The organism is Acidovorax sp. LjRoot66, assembly GCF_964253305.1.
In the GTDB taxonomy this organism is placed as follows: domain Bacteria; phylum Pseudomonadota; class Gammaproteobacteria; order Burkholderiales; family Burkholderiaceae_C; genus Acidovorax.
Genome location: NZ_CAXUQU020000001.1, coordinates 4,825,547 through 4,841,488, shown reverse-complemented (window position 1 = coordinate 4,841,488; position 15,942 = coordinate 4,825,547). Strand labels below are relative to the sequence as shown.

General features: G+C 67.6%; 13 protein-coding genes. 2 read left to right on the top strand and 11 right to left on the bottom strand.

The features are described from left to right. Positions 1–114: 114 nt before the first annotated feature. Positions 115–1,407, bottom strand: coding sequence for a 4-aminobutyrate--2-oxoglutarate transaminase (gene gabT / locus ACSQ3Y_RS22740; RefSeq protein WP_428000155.1), 1,293 nt, complete (start codon positions 1,405–1,407; stop codon positions 115–117). Between the two features lie 152 nt (positions 1,408–1,559). Here gabT and ACSQ3Y_RS22735 point away from each other — a divergent pair, with 152 nt between their 5' ends. Beyond that, positions 1,560–2,969, top strand: coding sequence for a PLP-dependent aminotransferase family protein (locus ACSQ3Y_RS22735; protein WP_436178968.1), 1,410 nt, complete (start codon positions 1,560–1,562; stop codon positions 2,967–2,969). 124 nt (positions 2,970–3,093) lie between these two features. Here the strand turns inward: ACSQ3Y_RS22735 and ACSQ3Y_RS22730 are convergent, their stop codons facing one another. The 10 genes from ACSQ3Y_RS22730 to ACSQ3Y_RS22685 form a co-directional block, all read right to left on the bottom strand. Then, complete coding sequence (locus ACSQ3Y_RS22730; RefSeq protein WP_057269721.1) at positions 3,094–3,771, bottom strand: GntR family transcriptional regulator; 678 nt, start codon at positions 3,769–3,771, stop codon at positions 3,094–3,096. A 67-nt stretch (positions 3,772–3,838) separates the two neighbouring features. Next, on the bottom strand, positions 3,839–4,858 hold the full coding sequence (locus ACSQ3Y_RS22725) for a TRAP transporter substrate-binding protein (protein ID WP_057203776.1): 1,020 nt from the start codon (positions 4,856–4,858) through the stop codon (positions 3,839–3,841). 57 nt (positions 4,859–4,915) lie between these two features. Beyond that, positions 4,916–6,184, bottom strand: a complete 1,269-nt coding sequence (locus tag ACSQ3Y_RS22720; protein ID WP_057203775.1) for a TRAP transporter large permease — start codon at positions 6,182–6,184, stop codon at positions 4,916–4,918. A 20-nt stretch (positions 6,185–6,204) separates the two neighbouring features. Further along, positions 6,205–6,840, bottom strand: coding sequence for a TRAP transporter small permease (locus ACSQ3Y_RS22715; RefSeq protein WP_436178967.1), 636 nt, complete (start codon positions 6,838–6,840; stop codon positions 6,205–6,207). Positions 6,841–6,981: 141 nt separating this feature from the next. After that, entirely contained in the window at positions 6,982–8,298 is a 1,317-nt protein-coding gene (locus tag ACSQ3Y_RS22710; RefSeq protein ID WP_436178966.1) for an FAD-dependent oxidoreductase, read from the bottom strand. Then, entirely contained in the window at positions 8,295–8,558 is a 264-nt protein-coding gene (locus tag ACSQ3Y_RS22705; protein WP_436178965.1) for a (2Fe-2S)-binding protein, read from the bottom strand. The genes ACSQ3Y_RS22710 and ACSQ3Y_RS22705 overlap by 4 nt, the downstream gene beginning before the upstream one ends. Continuing rightward, positions 8,555–9,673: an NAD(P)/FAD-dependent oxidoreductase gene (locus ACSQ3Y_RS22700; protein ID WP_436178964.1), complete on the bottom strand. Its 1,119-nt coding sequence runs from the start codon at positions 9,671–9,673 to the stop codon at positions 8,555–8,557. The genes ACSQ3Y_RS22705 and ACSQ3Y_RS22700 overlap by 4 nt, the downstream gene beginning before the upstream one ends. 15 nt (positions 9,674–9,688) lie before the next feature. Then, positions 9,689–10,627, bottom strand: a complete 939-nt coding sequence (locus ACSQ3Y_RS22695) for a 4-hydroxyproline epimerase (protein ID WP_436180160.1) — start codon at positions 10,625–10,627, stop codon at positions 9,689–9,691. A gap of 81 nt (positions 10,628–10,708) precedes the next feature. Continuing rightward, on the bottom strand, positions 10,709–11,839 hold the full coding sequence (locus ACSQ3Y_RS22690) for a branched-chain amino acid ABC transporter substrate-binding protein (RefSeq protein ID WP_436178963.1): 1,131 nt from the start codon (positions 11,837–11,839) through the stop codon (positions 10,709–10,711). 46 nt (positions 11,840–11,885) lie between these two features. Further along, on the bottom strand, positions 11,886–12,800 hold the full coding sequence (locus tag ACSQ3Y_RS22685) for a dihydrodipicolinate synthase family protein (RefSeq protein ID WP_436178962.1): 915 nt from the start codon (positions 12,798–12,800) through the stop codon (positions 11,886–11,888). A gap of 479 nt (positions 12,801–13,279) precedes the next feature. Between ACSQ3Y_RS22685 and alaS the strand changes: the two genes are divergently transcribed. Then, the gene (gene alaS / locus ACSQ3Y_RS22680; protein WP_057203767.1) at positions 13,280–15,913 is read left to right on the top strand and encodes an alanine--tRNA ligase; all 2,634 of its coding nucleotides are present in this window, start codon (positions 13,280–13,282) and stop codon (positions 15,911–15,913) included. Positions 15,914–15,942: the final 29 nt, after the last annotated feature.

Here is a 15,942-nt window from a genome sequence, read left to right as displayed (position 1 = left end):
CTGCCGCTGTGCAGCGCATGCCCGGGGCGCCAACGGCCAAAAATGAATATACACGCGGGGTGACTGCGCTGCAGGCAGCGCAGTCACGTCCCTGACAGCGTCTGCGGTATGCGTTCAGGCCACGGCCGCAAAACTGTCCGCGAGGATGGCCAGGCCTTCCTCCAGCAGCGCGTTGGAGGCCGTGAGCGGCACCAGGATGCGGACTACGTTGCCGTGGGTACCGCAGGACAGCAGGATCAGCCCGCGGCGCGCGGCCTCGGCCACCACCTTCTTCGTGAGGGCCGCATCGGGCCGGGCGGTGTCACCGCCTTCGAACAGTTCGATGGCCACCATGGCGCCCAGGCCGCGCACATCGCCGATGGCGGGCACGCGGGTCGCCAGGTCCTTGAGGGCATGCACCAGCAGGGCGCCCATGTCCTGGCTGCGCGCCAGCAGGCTTTCCTTCTCGAAGGCATCGATCACGGCCAGCGCCGCAGCGCAGGCCACGGGGCTGCCGGCATAGGTGCCACCCAGGCCGCCAGGCGCGGGGGCGTCCATCACCTCGGCGCGGCCCACCACGCCCGCCAGCGGAAAGCCGCCCGCCAGCGACTTGGCGGTGGTGATCAGGTCGGGGGCCACCGGCCATTGCTCGCAGGCGAACCAGGTGCCGGTGCGGCCCGCGCCGGTCTGCACCTCGTCGGCGATCAGCAAGATGCCGTAGCGGTCGGCCAGGGCCTTGAGGCCGCTGATGAATTCCCCAGGGGCAATGTAGAAGCCGCCTTCTCCCTGCACGGGCTCGATGATGAAGGCCGCAACCCGCTCGGGCTCAATGTCGTTCTTGAAGATCAGCTCCACCGAGTGCAGGGCCTGCTCCACGCTCACGCCATGCAGCGCGTTCGGGAACAGCGCGTGGTACACCTCGCCGGGGAAGGGGCCGAAGCCGATCTTGTACGGCGCCACCTTGCCGGTGAGGCCCAGTGTCATGTTTGTGCGGCCGTGGTAGCCGCCGGTGAAGGCGATCACGCCGGGGCGGCCGGTGTGGGCTCGGGCGATCTTGACGGCGTTCTCCACCGCTTCGGCGCCGGTGGTCAGCAGCAGGCTCTTCTTGGCAAAGGCGCCGGGGGCCAGGGTGTTCAGGCGCTCGGCCACTTCCACATAGGGCTCGTAGGCCACCACCTGGAAGCAGGTGTGGGTGTACAGGTCGAGCTGGGCCTTGACGGCGGCGATCACGCCGGCATGCAGGTGGCCGGTGTTCAGCACGGCAATACCGCCGGCAAAGTCGATGTAGCGGCGGCCTTCCACGTCCCACAGTTCGGCATTCAATGCCTTCTGGACGAAGATCTCGTGGGCCTGGCCCACGCCGCGCGCCACGGCGGCATGGCGGCGGGTGATGAGGGCGGCATTGGTGAAGTGGCGGTCGTGCTGCATGGCGTTGGCGTTCAGGCGTGGTGAAGAATGGCGCCATTCTGGAAGCTGTGCCGCCCACCGTCCATGTACACCGGCATGCTGATTCATGTGCACTGTGCAGGTCTAGAATCCAGTACACCTGCTCTGGCACACCCTCTGTTCTCTTTCCATCGATGCTCACACTCAACCCGGACCTGCCGACACCCCTGGTCAGCCAGATCGTCGACGGGCTCAGGGACCTGATCACCGCGCAGTCGCTCAAGCCCGGCAGCAAGCTCCCCTCCATCCGCAGCTTTGCCGCCACCCATGGCGTGAGCGTGTTCACCGTGGTGGAGGCCTATGACCGCCTGGTGGCGCAGGGCTGGCTGGTCTCGCGTGCCAACGCCGGCTTCTTCGTGAAGCGGCGCGAGGCGGCTGCGCCCGGCGCTGCGGCACCTGACCGGGCTGCACCCACCTTTGACGCCCGCTGGTACCTCCAGCAGATCTTCGAGAACCGCAACCTGCCCATGAAGCCCGGCTGCGGCTGGCTGCCGCAGGACTGGCTGTTCGGCGACGCGGTGCGCCGCAGTATGCGCCAGCTGTCGTCCGAGGGCACGGAACTCGATGGCTATGGCCTGCCGCACGGGCTGCTGGACCTGCGCACGGTGGTGGCCGAAGCCATGGCCGAGCGCGACATCACCGTGGATGCCGACCGCATCATGCTCACCCAGGGCTCCAGCCAGGCGCTCGACCTGGTGGTGCGCCGCCTGGTCAAGCCCGGCGACGTGGTGCTGGTGGACGACCCGGGCTACCCCAACCTGCACTTCATCCTGCGCTTTGCCGGGGCCCATGCCGTGGGTGTGCCGCGCACCGCCACGGGCTACGATCTCGCGGCGCTGGAGGCTCTGCTGACCCAGCACCGCCCCACGGCCTTCTTCACCCAGCCGCGGCTGCAGAGCCCCACCTGCTCGGTCGCGTCCATGGCGCACCTGCACCGCCTGCTGCAGCTGGCCGAACAGCACGGCTTCATGCTGGTGGAAAACGACATCTATGCCGACATGGAGACTGGCGTGCGCCCCTCGCTGGCCAGCCTGGACCAGCTCAACCGCGTGGTCTACCTGGGCAGTTTTTCCAAGACCATCTCGCCCAACCTGCGCACGGGCTACCTGGCGGCACGGCGCGACCTGGTGGATGAACTGGTGCAGCTCAAGATGGTCTCAGGCCTGACCTCGTCGGACATCACCGAGCGCATCACCTTCGGCGTGGTGACTGACGGCCGCTGGCGCAAGCACCTCAAGTCCCTGCGCGAGCGCCTGGCCGAGGCGCACCGCACCGTGGGGCGGCGGCTCGAAGGCCTGGGCTTCGAGCTGTTCCACGAGCCCGAAGCGGGCATGTACCTCTGGGCCCGCCACCCCGACCTGCCCGACAGTGCCCTGCTCACACAGGACGCCACGAGGGAGGGCATCATGCTCGGCCCCGGCGCCCTGTTCCTGGTGGAGCCGCGGCCCACGGGCTGGCTGCGCTTCAACGTGGCGTTCTGCGCGGACGAGCGCATGTGGCGCTTTCTGGAGCAGCGCATCGCGCTGGGGCACCAAGCCTCCTAGCAGCCTTGGCACAGCGCTGTGTACCGATTTGGATTCAATCGGGTAACTAGGCGGGAAGCCGCAGACAGTGCTGTAGCAGGGCAAGCCTTCCCAACGACGTAAGCCGGTTGAAGGCAAATCGGTATCACCTGTCGATGATGCGCCGCGCGAACTGCTCCAGGTAGTCCATCAGCTGGTTGGCGCCGGCCACGGCATGCGCCTCGTCGCCGCTGGCGATGCCCTGGGCCAGGTGCATGTGGGCGCGCGCGCCCTCGGTCACGTCGCCTTCGTGCTGGTAGGCATACCAGAAGCGGCGGCACTGCACGATCAGCGGCGCCACGGACTTCACAGCCGACTGGTTCTGGCAAGCCAGGTGCACGATCTGGTCGAGCCCGTGGTCGGCCAGCATGTAGCCATCGAGCTCGCCGCGCTCGGCAGCGCGCACCATCTCTTCGGCGCAGCGCACGATGGCCTGGCGCTGCGGCGCGGTGGCGCGGCGGGCCGCGCACGACGCGATCAGCCGCTCCAGCACGCGGCGCGTCTGGATCACGTCCAGGTGGTCTGCCAGGTCGATGTTGGAGACCTGCAGCCCGCGGCGCGGCTGCTGCACGATGAGCCCGATGGAGACCATGCGCAGCAGGGCCTCGCGCACGGGCGTGCGGCCCAGGCCGGTGCTCTCGGCGATCTCGGCCTCCACCACCGGGCTGCCGGGCTGCAGCTGCAGGGTGGAGATCATGGCCTCGATGGCGTCATAGGCCACGTCCGCCGCGCGCCGCTTGGGGCCGGTGTCTTTGCGGAGGGGTGTGCTGCTGCTGGGTGTCATCGAGCGGAAGGGGCCTGGTGGGCATGGTCCCCGGGCTGGGGACCATGGGGTCTGCACCCATCTTAAATCAGAGGCTGGCACCGGCCTTGCGCAGTTCCGCGATCTGCGGAGCCTTGGGCAGCCACAGCTTGTCGAACTCCTGGATGGTGGCCTCGGGGTTGAAGGACGACGCAGTCTTGAAGGCGATGGAGGTGCCCTTGAACTTCTCGATCAGGCCCGCCTCGGTGGTCACGATGTCGTTGATCTGCGCGTCCAGCGACTGGGCGGTCAGCTTGCGGATGAGGTCCTTGTCCTTGGCGTCCAGGCCCTGCCAGATACGGCCCGACACCAGTGGAGCGAAGGGCATGAACAGCGCGTTCATCTGCAGCAGTGTCTTTGCGACCTTGTCGAAGCGCTGGTTCCACGAGAACTCGATGTCCGCCTCCAGTCCATCCACCTGGCCGTTGCTCATGGCGTCGAACACCTGGGGTGTCGGAATGGGCGTGGGCGCGGCGCCCAGCATCTGGTAGAAGTCGCGGTACACCGGCGTGGGGTTGATGCGCAGCTTCATGCCCTTGAGGTCGGTGGGCACGGAGATGTCCTTGGTGGAGAACACCGCGCGCATGCCGGTGATGCCCCAGCCCAGGCCGATGGTGCCGGTCTCGCGCGGCAGCACATCCAGCAGTTTGGTGGCCGCAGGGTGCTTGACCAGCTTGGCCACGCTGGGCGTGGAGCGCACCAGGTAGGGTGCATTGATGGCGGCGATGCTGGCCACGCGCGAGCCCAGTTCGGCCGCCTGGATCCAGCCCATGTCGAGAGCGCCGGACTGCAGCTGCTGCATCATCGCCGCCTCGTTGCCGAGCTGGCCCGAGTGGAACACGGTCAGGCTCAAACGGCCATCAGTCTCCTTCTTGAGCGCCTCGCCGAACTGCAGCGCGGCGCGGTTCCACGAGTGGCCGGCAGGGGTGATCAGGCCCAGGCGGAATTCCTTGGCGCCCGCACCCTGCGCGAATGCCGGCATTGCGAGCGGGACGCCCACGGTGGCAGCGGCGGCAGCCATGGCGTGGCGCTGGATGAAATGGCGGCGGGAGACGGACGTAGTGGTCATGGTGAACTCCGTGTTGGAAGGGATGGGACGTGAGAGGGCTGAAAAGGACGCTGCCGGCTACTTGAGCAAGGCCAGCGACAGGCTGGGGAACAGGGACAGCAGCACCAGCGCCACGCAGCTGATGATGAAGAACGGCAGGGTGACGATGAACATCTTTCCGGGCTTGGCCCCGGTCACGGCCGATGCGACAAAGAAGCTCAGGCCCACGGGTGGCGTCATCAGGCCCAGTACCAGGTTGATGACTACCACCACGCCGAAGTGGCGCGGGTCGATGTGGTAGACCTCGGTGGCGATCGGCAGCAGGATGGGCACGGTCATGATCAGCCCGGGAATGCCGTCGATCACCGTGCCGATGACCAGCAGGATCAGGTTGGCCAGCAGCAGGAAGGTGACCGGGTCGTGTGCCACGGTCTGTATCCACGCCGCCACCATCTGGGGCACCTTGCCGTAGATCAGCAGCCACGAGAACACGGCGGCGGCGGCCACCAGGAACAGCACCACGGCCGAGTAGATGGCCGAACGCAGCAGGATGGCGGGCATGGCCTTGAGCTTGAACTCCTTGGTGACGTATCGGCCCACAAGCGCCGAGGCGAGCGCACCCACGGCCGCAGCTTCGGTGGGGTTGGCCAGGCCACTCAGGATGGAGCCGACGATCACCAGGGGGATCAGCAGCGTTGGGCTGGCATGCACGATGGTGCGTGCGCGCTGGGCCAGCGTGCGCTTTTCACTGCGCGGGTAGTCGTAGACGAAGAAGCCCATGAGGGCGATCACGACGAAGAACAGCAGCGTGAGCAGCACGCCGGGGATGATGCCGGCGATCAGCATGTCGCCCACGGCCACCTGGGCCAGCACGCTGAACACGACAAACATGACCGAGGGCGGGATGATGGGCCCGAGCATGCCGCCGTACACCGTGAGGCCGGCGGCAAAGGTCTTGTCATAGCCCTGCTTTTCCATCTCGGGCACCATCACCTGCGACATGATGGCCACCTGCGCGGTGGCCGAGCCGATGATGGACGAGACCAGCATGTTGGCCAGGATGTTGACGTAGGCCAGGCCCCCCTTGACGGAGCCGATGAAGGCCATCGACAGGTCCACCAGCCGGCGCGTGATGCCGCCGCTGTTCATGATCTCGCCGATCAGGATGAACAGCGGGATGGCGATGAGCCCATAGCTGTCCACCCCCGCGAACATCTGCATGGGAAACGACTGGAACAGCACCGTGCCGCCGGTGGCGAAGATGTAGACGATGCCCGAGAGGCACAGGCACACGCCGATGGGCACGCCGACCAGCAGCGCAACCAGGAAGAAGAGGGAGGTGATCATGGAGGGGCCTTCGGGAGTCTTCAGTTCACGGCGTCGGCGTTGACCACGTCAAAGCCCGGGTGCGTGCGCCGCTCGGCCGCGCCCAGGTCTTCGAGCAGGTTGGCCAGCGCATGCACGCTGAAGGTGGCCGAGAAGATCGGCAGGATCAGCTGCAGCACCCAGGTGGGCCAGTTGAGCGTCTGCGTGCGCTCGGTGTAGAGAAAGTTGAAGCTCTCGGCCGCGTACTCCTTGGCGTCGAAGCCGTAGCGCGCGATGCCGATCGGGTCCATCCACTGCCAGCACATCCACAGCATGGCCGCGCCGAACAGCAGCACACATGCTGTGGCCACGCCCTTGATGGCCTTCGCGGCGCGTGCACCCAACTGGTCCGTGAGCATGGTCACGGCAAAGTCCATGCGCAGCCGCGTCATGACCGAGGCGCCCACAAAGGTCAGCCAGACCACCGTGTACACCGCCGCCTCGTCGATCCAGTAGATGGGCATGCCGCTGTAGCGCGTCACCACGTTGAGCAGGATCAGCGCCACCAGCAGGGTCATGAGGGCGGTGAGCAGGTGGCGCTCCATGCGCAGCAGCCAACTGGACAAATCCAGCAACCAGCGGATGGGGGCGCGTGGTGGCGCCACGGGAGGGGTGGCTGAGGTGGAAGCGGAGGGCATGGGGGTGGCTCTGTTGGAGTGGTTATGGAGGAGGGATCGGCGGCACCAAAATAAATATCTTCTTAATATATGTAGAAGCAAGATGAGTGCCCGTGCCAGAAGGCTCGAACGCCCTGATCGGGTGCTTCCTGCAGCGGGGGCTCAGCCGGAGGGGGCGTCGTCGCCAGCCGCCGCCAGGGTGGCGATGCGTGCCGGTGCCAGCAGATGGCGCGGCGGCGCCGGCGTCCAGCCGAACAGGTGCTGTGTGGCGGCGCTGCAGATGCGCCCCTGGCAGGCACCCATGCCGCAGCGCGTGTGCAGCTTGGCGTCGATCCAGCCGGTGCGGTCTGCCAGTTCGGCGTGCGACACGTCCTCGCAGCGGCACACCAGGGTGTCTGGCCGGGCCAGGGTCTTGAGTGATTCGTTCAGTGCGAAGGACTGCTGCAGGGCCTGTGCAAAGCCTTCCCAGCGGCGCAGCGTGGCCTGCAGCGCGTGCACCGGGGTGGTGTTGCCTGCGGCGGCATGGCCGGCGATGGCGCCCTGGGCCAGTGCACGCTCGCTGCCGCCAAAGCCGGTGCACTCGCCAGCGGCATAGACCCCGGCCACGCTGGTGCGCATCTGTGCATCGACCTGCAGGCCCAGGCCGCCACTCAAAGGACCGCCCAGGGCGCAGCCCAACAGCTGTCCCAGGTGCGTGTTGGGCACCAGGCCGAAGCCGCAGGCCAGGCGATCACAGGCGATGGTTTCTTCGCCACGCCCCGCGCGCAGGCGCACGGACTGCACCTGGCCTTCACCGACGGCTTCGAGCACATGGCTGCCCGCACGCAGTTGCGGGTGCAGCAGCGTGAATGCCTGCACGGCCTTGGCGGGCCAGCGCGGCAGCTGCGTGGCAAAGCCTGCGAGTGCACGCCAGTTGGCCTGCTCGGCCACCCGCACCACCTGGGCGCCTGCCTGGGTGGCTGTGGCTGCGGCGGCCAGCAGCAGTGGGCCTGTGCCCGCGATCACGATGCGCTGGCCCCGCACCGGCAGCCCGGACTTGATGAGGGCCTGCAGGGCGCCTGCACCGGTGACGCCCGGCAGCGTCCAGCCCGGAAACGGCAGCAGCAGCTCGCGCGCACCGTTGCACAGCAGGATGCGGTGGCTGTGCTGGGTCCAGCCCCGGTCGGCGTCTTCGAGCAGCAGGGCAGGGGCATGGTCGGCCCGTTGTCGCTCGCCCAGGCCCACCACGCGCGTGCCGCACAGCAGCCGGATGTTGGCGTGCCGCGCCAGGGCCTCGCGGTGCTGGCGGGCCAGGGGCGGCAGCGTGGCACCGGGGCCGTCGCGCCAGATCTGCCCACCCGCCGCAGGGTTGTCGTCCACGATGGTGATGGTCGCGCCGCTGGGCGCGGCGGCCAATGCGGCGGCCATGCCGGCGGGGCCGGCACCGATGATGAGGATGTCGCAGCGCTCATGCGCCGGCGAGGGGCTGGAAGAGGTCATGGGCATGGCCTGCCGGTATCGGTGTGGACCTGCATGCCTTCGGTGCACACGGTCTGGCAGGCCAGGCGCGTGCGGCCGTCGATGCGCACCCGGCACTCATGGCACACGCCCATGCCGCACAGCGGCGCGCGCGGCTGGCCAGTGACGGAGGTACGCGTGCGGCCCGGCGGCAGCTGGGCCAGGGCGGCAGCCACGCTGGTGCCGGGCGCGACCTGCAGGGGCGTGCCGTCGGCGTGGATCTGTACCGTAGCGGTGGTCATGCGATCAGGCTCCCGGCAAAACGGTCGGGCGAATAGGGGGCCGGGTCGAGCGGCAGCGCGGCGCCCGTGATCTGCGCGGCGAGCAACCGGGCCGTGGCCGGCGCCGTGGTCACGCCCAGGCCCTCATGCCCCACGGCCAGCCACAGGTCGCTCTGGTGCGGGTGGCGGCCGATGATGGGCAGGCCATCGGGCGTGGCCGCGCGAAAGCCGGTCCAGGTGCGGATGGCGTTGAGCTCGGCCAGCCCCGGCACGTACTCGAGCGCACGGCGCAGCATGCGCGCCAGTACGGCGTTGTCGATGTCCGGGTCGGTAGTGTCGAACTGGCGCGACGAGCCGATCAGCAACTGTCCCGTGGGCCGCGGCTGCAGGTTGAAGGCGACCGAGGTGCCGTCGCTCTGGTGGGCATTGGTGATGTAGCCCAGCTCCACCAATTGGTGGCGCACCGTGCCGGGGTAGCGGTCGGTGATGGCCAGGTGCCCCTTCTTGGGGCGTATCGGCAGGCCGGGGCACAGTGCCGTGGCATGGATGCCGGCGGCCAGCAGCACCGCACCGCCCTCGCGCACGCTGCCATCGGCTAGGTGCACGCGCCGGCCATCGATGCGCGCCACCTGGGCATGCTCGACCGGAACGGGCCGCGCCGCATGCGCCAGCAGCCACTGCGCGGCGTTGGGGGCGTAGACCACGCTATCGCCACCGACCTTCAGGGCGCCGTGCAGGCCGGGGCGCAGCGCGGGCTCCAGCCGGGCCAGCGTGGGGGCGTCCAGCAGCTCGCAGGCGATTCCGTGCGCGCGCAGGCCGTCGGCCTTGGCTTCGGCGCCGGCCATTTCCTCGGCATTGGCCGCGATCCAGAGCGTGCCGCAGTTGGCATACGCGCAGCCGGGCAGGTCGGCATTCATGCGCGGGCCCCAGGCGTGCCATTGGTCCAGCGAGGCCTGGCTCAGCGCCAGTTCGGCCGCGTTGTCGTCCATCACCACCAGGTGGCCCATGCCGGCCTGTGTGGCCCCGCCCCGGCGGGCATCAAGCACCAGGACCGACAGCCCGGCGTTGGCCAGCAGGTGGGCACAGGCGGCACCCACCATGCCGGCACCGATGACGATCACGTCCGCAGCTTGCATGGGGTGGCTGGTGGCTTAGAGGCGGATGCCCCAGGCAAAGGGGTCGTCCTGCGCGATGAGCAAGGTGGCCTCTGCGCTCATGTGGGCCGTGCCGCGCAGCGTAGGGATGATCCTGCCGGCCTGGGTGTCGGGTTCGTAGCGGGCCTCGAAGCTGCTGCCGATGATGCTGGCCTGGCGCCACACCTGGCCGGGCTGCAGCTTGCCGTCGGCCGCCAGGCAGGCCAGCTTGGCGCTGGTGCCGGTGCCGCAGGGCGAGCGGTCGTAGGCACCGCCGGGGCAGAGCACGAAGTTGCGGCTGTCGGCCACATCATCGTCGGCAAAGAGTTCGATGTGGTCGATATCGCCGCCGTTGTCGCCGCGGATACCCTGGTCCTTGAGCGCCTGCTGCACGGCGCTGGTGTAGGCGGTCAGCGCTGGCAGGTTGTCGCTGGCCACGCGCTGGCCGTGCGCGCTCATCAGAAAAAACCAGTTGCCGCCCCAGGCCACGTCGCCCGTGACGGTGCCGATGCCCGGCACTTCAAGGGACAGGCCCTGGTGCAGCCGGTAGGCGGGCACGTTGCGCACGCTGACCGAGCCATCCCCGTGCAGCGTGGTCATCACCGTGCCCACGGGTGTCTCGATGCCGTGCTCGCCCGGCTGTATGCGACCCAGGTAGGCCAGCGAGGCCACCAGGCCGATGGTGCCGTGGCCGCACATTCCCAGGTAGCCGGTGTTGTTGAAGAAGATCACGCCCGCCGCGTTGGCCGGGTCCTGCGGCGCGCACAGCAGCGCGCCCACGATCACGTCGTTGCCGCGCGGCTCCAGCACCGTGGCTGCGCGCCAGGCGTCGTGCTGGCTGGCCAGCAGGGCGCGGCGCTCAGCCATGCTGCCCGTGCCCAGCTCGGGAAAGCCGCCCACCACCAGGCGCGTGGGCTCGCCGCCGGTGTGGGAGTCGAGGATCTGTATGCGTTGCATAGCACTGTCGTGGGTCATGGTGGGTCGCGTGGGTTGGGGTGCGAGGATCGTAGCGGGAGCCCCGCCGCGATCCCAGCAGTTTCAGTAGCTGGCCAGTGGCACGGGGACGGCGTTCCTGAAGGTCAGCACCGTGATCGGCGCCTGCTTGAGGTTGCCCTTGTCGTCGTAGGCATAGGTGCCCGCCACGCCCTGGTGGCTTGCCAGGTACATCTGCGCTCCGACCTTGGCAGGCTCCACGGACTGGGCTTTCTGCATGGCATCGGCCATGAACATCACCTGGTCGTAGTAGGACGCTGCGTAGGCATCGGCATCGAGCTTGAAGCGCGCCTTGTATTTCGCCTTGAAGGCCGGGCCGCTGGCGGCCTTGTCGAGCATGGTGCCGCCCTGGGCGCAGAACACGGTGTCGTTCACGGCCTCGCCGCCGAGCTTGCCGACCTCGGGGCTGCACAGCGTGTCGCCGCCCAAGAGCTTGGCCGAGATGCCCAGTTGCTTCATCTGCCGCGCCATGGGCGCCGCCTGCGGCGCATAGCCGCCAAAGAAGATGGCCTGCGGCTGCTTGCCCTTGAGGCTGGTGAGGATGGACAGGAAGTCGGTGGACTTGTCGGTCGTGAACTCCTGGCCCACCACGGTGAGGCCTTGCTTCTTGGCTTCCTTGGTGAACTGGTCGGCCACGCCCTGGCCAAAGGCCGTGCGGTCGTCGATCACCGCCACCTGCTTCACTTTGAGCACCTGGGCGGCATACACGGCCATGTTCGAGCCGATCTGGGTGTCGCTGGCGATGATGCGAAACAGGTTCTTGTAGCCGCCCTCGGTGACCTTGGGGTTGGTGCCCACGGTGGAGACCATGGCCCCGCCGTCGCTGTAGACGCGCGAGGCGGGGATGGCCACGCCCGAGCAGTACGGCCCCATGACGAACCTGACGCCGCTGTCCACCAGCTTCTGCGCCACGCTCACGCCGGTGCGGGCGTCGCACTGGTCGTCTTCGGACACCAGCTCGAACTTCAGGGTCTTGCCCCCCACCACGATCTTCTTCGCATTCAGTTCCTCGACGGCCAGGCGCACGCCGTTCTCGTTGTCCTTGCCCGCAAACGCATTCGGGCCCGACAGCGGGCCGCTGTGGCCGATCTTGACGACCTGCTCCTGCGCGAACACCGGTGCCGCCAGCAGCACGAGGGTTGCCAGCGCCGAGGGGGTCATGAATCTGGATGCCATGGGAGACCTTTGGTGGGATGAAGGGAGTGGGGGAGGGCGCGGGCGCTCAGGCGACCGACTGGTACTCGGTGGGGCGCGTTTCCAGCGCCTTCTTCACGACGCGCTCAATGAAGGCGCGTTCCTCGCCGATCAGCGGCAGGCGCGGGCGGCGCATGTGCTCGGTGCCCACGCCTACCAGCACGTCGATGAGCTTGAGGTTCTGCACCAGCTTGGTGGATACATCGAGGTGCAGCATCGGCGTCATCCATTGGTAGAGCTTGAGCGCTTCGGCAAAGCGGCCGGCCTTCATCAGGTCGTACAGCGCCACGGTCTCGCGCGGGAAGGCGCAGCCCACGCCGGCCAGCAGGCCGTCGCAGCCCAGCGCCAGGCCTTCGTAGGCCAGGTCGTCCACCCCCAGGAAGAGCTGGTAGCGGTCGCCCACGGTGTTGCGCAGGTCGGTGATGCGGCGGATGTTGTCCGTGCTTTCCTTGATGGCTGCGATCCACTCGCAGTCGGCCAGCTCCAGCATGTGCTCGGGCTTGAGGTCCACGCGGTAGGCCACGGGGTTGTTGTAGACCATGAGCGGCTTCTGTGCCACCTTGGCCATGGCGCGCACATTGGCCATGGCTTCGCGCGCATCGGCCACGTAGATCACCGAGGGCATCACCATGTAGCCGGCCACGCCCAGCTTGTTGCCGCCATCGATGTAGCGCAGCGCCTCGCGGGTGCTGGTCTCCGAGACGTTGGCCAGCACGGGCACGCGGCCATCGGCGGCGTCGAGCGCGATCTTGGCGACCTGCAGCTTCTCCTCTAGCGTGAGGGTGCTGGCCTCGCCCAGCGAGCCGCAGGTCACCAGGCCGTGGATGCCGTTGCGGATCTGGAAGTCGATGTGGCGCGCCGTGCCTTCGGCATCGATGCTCTCGTCGGCGTGGAACTTGGTGGTGATGGCGGGGAAGATGCCTTGCCAGCGGGGATTGCTCATGGGGTGAACTCCTGGGGAAGAAAGAAGGAACGAAGGGGGTGAAGGAAAGCAGTGGCTGGGATGAATCGGTGTCGTTGGTAAATATATTAAGAAAATATTTGAAATATCTTGTGAGGGTATTTAGCAGCTTGCGTGCCAGCCGAATTTGCGCTTGGATGGGCTGAATCCGGGCGTTCGGGGGCTGAAGAAGCCTGCCAGGGGGCCTTCGTGCATCGTTGTTGGGCGCTGGGCACCGCAACGGGGCATGACTTTGGTGCGGGGCGGATGCGAAGGGATCCCAGACCCGCAACGCCCTTGCGATGCTGCTTCGAGGCCCTTGCCAGCCGCGTTCGGGACAGTCAAGTGCAGTGTCTCTAGAGGCAGCAAGCCGTTTCAGCTTGCTGCCTCGATAGAATCTGTGGTTATCTCCAAAAATGGGGTTGCCGCGCCCTGCGCGAGCGGCCCACCATTCGTTCCAGGCCCGTTGCCCCTTTTCGCCCATGACCAACAACACCACGCCTTCGATCTCGGTTGCAGACATCCGCAAGTCCTTCCTGGACTTTTTCGCCTCCAAGGGCCACACCATCGTGCCCTCGAGCTCGCTGGTGCCGGGCAACGACCCGACGCTGATGTTCACCAACTCCGGCATGGTGCAGTTCAAGGACGTGTTCCTGGGCACGGACAAGCGCCCCTACAACCGCGCGGTATCGGTGCAGGCCTGCCTGCGCGCCGGCGGCAAGCACAACGACCTGGAGAATGTGGGCTACACCGCGCGCCACCACACCTTCTTCGAGATGCTGGGCAACTGGAGCTTTGGCGACTACTTCAAGCGCGAGTCGCTGCATTGGGCCTGGGAGCTGCTGACCACCGTGTACAAGCTGCCCCCCGAGCGCCTGCTGGCCACCGTGTACCAGGAGGACGACGAGGCCTACGACATCTGGACCAAGGAGATCGGCCTGCCGCCCGAGCGCGTGATCCGCATCGGCGACAACAAGGGCGGCCGCTACAAGTCCGACAACTTCTGGATGATGGCCGACACCGGCCCCTGCGGCCCCTGCAGCGAGATCTTCTACGACCACGGCGACCACATCCCCGGCGGCCCCCCCGGCAGCCCCGATGAAGACGGCGACCGCTTCATCGAGATCTGGAACAACGTGTTCATGCAGTTCGACATGGCCGAAGACGGCTCGGTCAGCCCGCTGCCCGCGCCCTGCGTGGACACCGGCATGGGCCTGGAGCGCCTGGCCGCCATCCTGCAGCATGTACACAGCAACTACGAGATCGACCTCTTCGACGCGCTGATCAAGGCCGCCGGCCGTGAGACCGGCGTGGCCGACCTGAACAACAAGAGCCTGCGCGTGATCGCCGACCACATCCGCGCCACCGCCTTCCTGGTGAGCGACGGTGTGATCCCCAGCAACGAAGGCCGCGGCTACGTGCAGCGCCGCATCGTGCGCCGCGCCATCCGCCACGGCTACAAGCTGGGCAAGAAGACTCCGTTTTTCCACAAGCTGGTGGCCGAACTGGTGCGCGTGATGGGCGACGCCTACCCCAAGCTGCGTGAGCAGGAGCAGCGCATCACCGAGGTGCTGAAAGCGGAAGAAGAGCGCTTCTTCGAGACCCTGGCCAACGGCATGGAAATCCTGGACACGGCCCTGGCAGGCGATGCCAAGGTGCTGCCCGGCGACGTGGCCTTCAAGCTGCACGACACCTACGGCTTTCCGCTGGACCTGACCAATGACGTCTGCCGCGAGCGCGACGTCGAGGTGGACGAGGCCGGCTTCAAGGTCGCCATGGAAAAGCAAAAGGCCCAGGCCCGCGCCGCCGGCAAGTTCAAGATGGACAAGGCGCTGGAGTACACCGGCGATGTGAACCGCTTCACGGGCTACGAGCAACTGGCCGAAACGGCCAAGATCACCGCCATCTACGTCGATGGCACCAGCAGCGCAGCCCTCAAGGCAGGCCAGAACGGCGTGGTGGTGCTCGACACCACCCCCTTCTACGCCGAAAGCGGCGGCCAGGTGGGTGACGAAGGCACCATCACCAGCGGCTCTGCCCGCTTTGCGGTGGGTGACACGCTCAAGGTCAAGGCCGATGTGTACGGCCACCACGGCACGCTCGAAGAGGGCACGCTGAACGTGGGCGACACCGTGCAGGCCGAGGTCAACACAGCCGTGCGCGCCGCCACGGTGCGCAACCACTCGGCCACCCACCTGATGCACAAGGCCCTGCGCGAAGTGCTGGGCACGCATGTGCAGCAAAAGGGCAGCCTGGTGAACGCCGAGCGCACGCGCTTCGACTTTGCCCACAACGCCCCCGTGACCGATGCCCAGGTGCGCGAGATCGAGCGCCTGGTGAACGAGGAGGTGCTGGCCAACGTGCCCACGCAGGCGCGCGTGATGGACATCGAATCGGCCCAGAAGACCGGCGCCATGATGCTCTTTGGCGAGAAATACGGCGAAACCGTGCGCGTGCTCGACATCGGCACCAGCCGCGAGCTGTGCGGCGGCACGCATGTGCAGCGCACGGGCGACATCGGCCTGTTCAAGGTGGTGGCCGAAGGCGGCGTGGCCGCAGGCGTGCGCCGCATCGAGGCGGTGACCGGCACCAACGCACTGTCCTACCTGCAGCAGCTCGAAGACACGGTGAACCAGGCGGCTGGCACTTTCAAGACCCCGGTGGCCGAGCTCAACCACCGCATCGGCCAGACCCTGGACAGCGTGAAGGCCCTGGAAAAGGAAATCGCAGCGCTCAAGGGCAAGCTGGCATCGAGCCAGGGCGACGAGCTGGTGGGCCAGGCGGTGGACGTGAACGGCATCAAGGTGCTGGCCGCGGCCTTGCCCGGTGCCGACGCGAAAACCCTGCGCGACACCATGGACAAGCTCAAGGACAAGCTCAAGACCGCCGCCATCGTGCTGGCCGCCGTCGATGGCGACAAGGTGCAGATCGCTGCGGGCGTGACGGCCGACAGCATCGGCAAGGTCAAGGCCGGCGAGCTGGTCAACTTCGTGGCCCAGCAGGTCGGCGGTAAGGGCGGCGGCAAGCCCGACATGGCCATGGCCGGTGGCACCAATGCGGCGGGCCTGCCTGCCGCGCTGGCCAGCGTCGAGGCCTGGGTGCGCGAGCGCGCCTGAGGCTAAGCGGTAGGTACAGGAAGGTACAC